This window comes from Psychrilyobacter sp. (assembly GCF_049671765.1).
Taxonomy (GTDB): Bacteria; Fusobacteriota; Fusobacteriia; order Fusobacteriales; family Fusobacteriaceae; genus Psychrilyobacter.
The window spans coordinates 1-1,662 of the sequence record NZ_JBATVM010000207.1; the positions used below are offsets into that span (position 1 = coordinate 1).

At 27.0% G+C, this 1,662-nt stretch carries 1 protein-coding gene and 1 pseudogene; both read right to left on the minus strand.

Annotation, left to right across the window (positions count from 1 at the left end; all coding sequences use genetic code 11):
- Positions 1–242, minus strand: a pseudogene (locus tag WBG30_RS10055) (hypothetical protein); the annotation flags it as partial.
- Between the two features lie 22 nt (positions 243–264).
- Entirely contained in the window at positions 265–963 is a 699-nt protein-coding gene (gene cas6, locus WBG30_RS10060; protein ID WP_424504522.1) for a CRISPR-associated endoribonuclease Cas6, read from the minus strand.
- Between the last annotated feature and the right edge of the window lie 699 nt (positions 964–1,662).

Sequence of the window (1,662 nt, forward strand, 5' to 3'; positions counted from 1 at the left end):
TCTTTAAAGACTTGCTCTGCAAACAACAAATATCTCTCTCTAGTAATTTCACTAGAATGGTACTCAATGTAATCAGTTACTTTATCATCTATTAGATCAAAATTAAACTTAATATTGCTTTTACCTAAATCATTTTTTAAAAACCTAAAATACCTTATAAGACCCAATACAGAAGCTGAACTCCTCCAGTCTCCTAATTCTATTCTCGTATCATATATTTCATGCTCTATACCTTCTTTCATATTCTCCCCCCCATTTTTTTAACTATTGAACTACTTCTAACATCCCTAGCCCAAGACTTGTTTTACTACCTAATCCCGACTTATATAATTTTTCAAGAATTTTTTTATCCCCACTAATTACCAAAGTCCCAAGTGTTACAGGGTATTGAATCTCATAGTTGGTTATTATAGTTCTTTTAATTTTAAGTGGTTTTATCTTTACCTCTTCTAACAATGATTTTGGGAATTCATATTTTAATTGATGTTTAATATTTTCCTTTAATATCTCAATCCCCTTTTCATCTAAATCGTGATACCATGATTTTGTTTGATCTAATTGTTCACGTATGCATATTGGTGACATTGTTTTAAATAAAATAATATCATCCTCAATTTCTTTTTCAACTAAAGTCCCAACCTTTTCAATAATAACTTTACCTTTCCCAAAATTAAGTTCTTTTTTCATATTATTTCTAAATGCATTTATTAAAATCCAACCATCAGTCATACTATCAGTACTAAAAAATAATTTTATTTTTTTCTCTTTAAGAATAATTTTATCCTTAGAAAAACTATCAGTCTTTATAAATGGTGAAAATGTAAATGATCTTAATTTTCTTTCCTTATATATTTCATCAAAATCTTCTTCTGATAAACACTGCTTAATAACACTAACTATACATCTTCTATAATCTTTGTTAATAGAAGTGCTATCTAGCATCAACTCAACTTCAAACCTCATCTTTCCCCTCCTATTTTTTAGCTTTCCAATAATTTATTAAAAATATACATCATAATATTTTATGTACTTTTTAAATATCGAAATCAGCTCTTAAAATTTAATTATTTTTTTATATTAATATCATTATCAAAACTATACTAACATACCTTAATTTTTCTATATCTATGGTCATTTTATAGAATTTTCTATTTTAATTATATTATAGTATAGAAATAAACACAATTTATTTTTAACTGAATTTTAAGAAACTTCATTTTTATAGTCAGTAAAAAAAAAAATTTAACTATTGCTATACTCTATAAATTTACCCTAAAAAATCACCTTCTAAGAGACATAATAAACCCTCTAAAGGACTCATTGCATCTCTTACTCGATATTTTGATTATCCAGCTACCTACCCCCTTTTTAACCCTTGATTTTACTGACCTAAAGAGAGATTCTTATTCCGATTTTAAGAAATCCAAGGTAAAATTACAGGGGTTAGCCCTTTCAACACACCTTCACAGGCAAATAAACACCTTTTTTCATAGAGCAAAAAATGAAAAAAGTATATTTCTCCCTACCAGGGTTTGAATTTAAAATTAATGATTGTCTATCATCAATTTTAATAATCACAAAACATGGGCTCCAAGAGAGAGAGAGGGGAAGAATATAACTACCGTGAATTTAATTTAAAGCTTCAGAAAATCTGTGTAATCT

Coding starts and splice junctions, on each gene's coding strand:
- cas6 (WP_424504522.1), bottom strand. CDS start 963: ATGAGGTTTGAAGTTGAGTTGATGCTAGATAGCACTTCTATTAACAAA.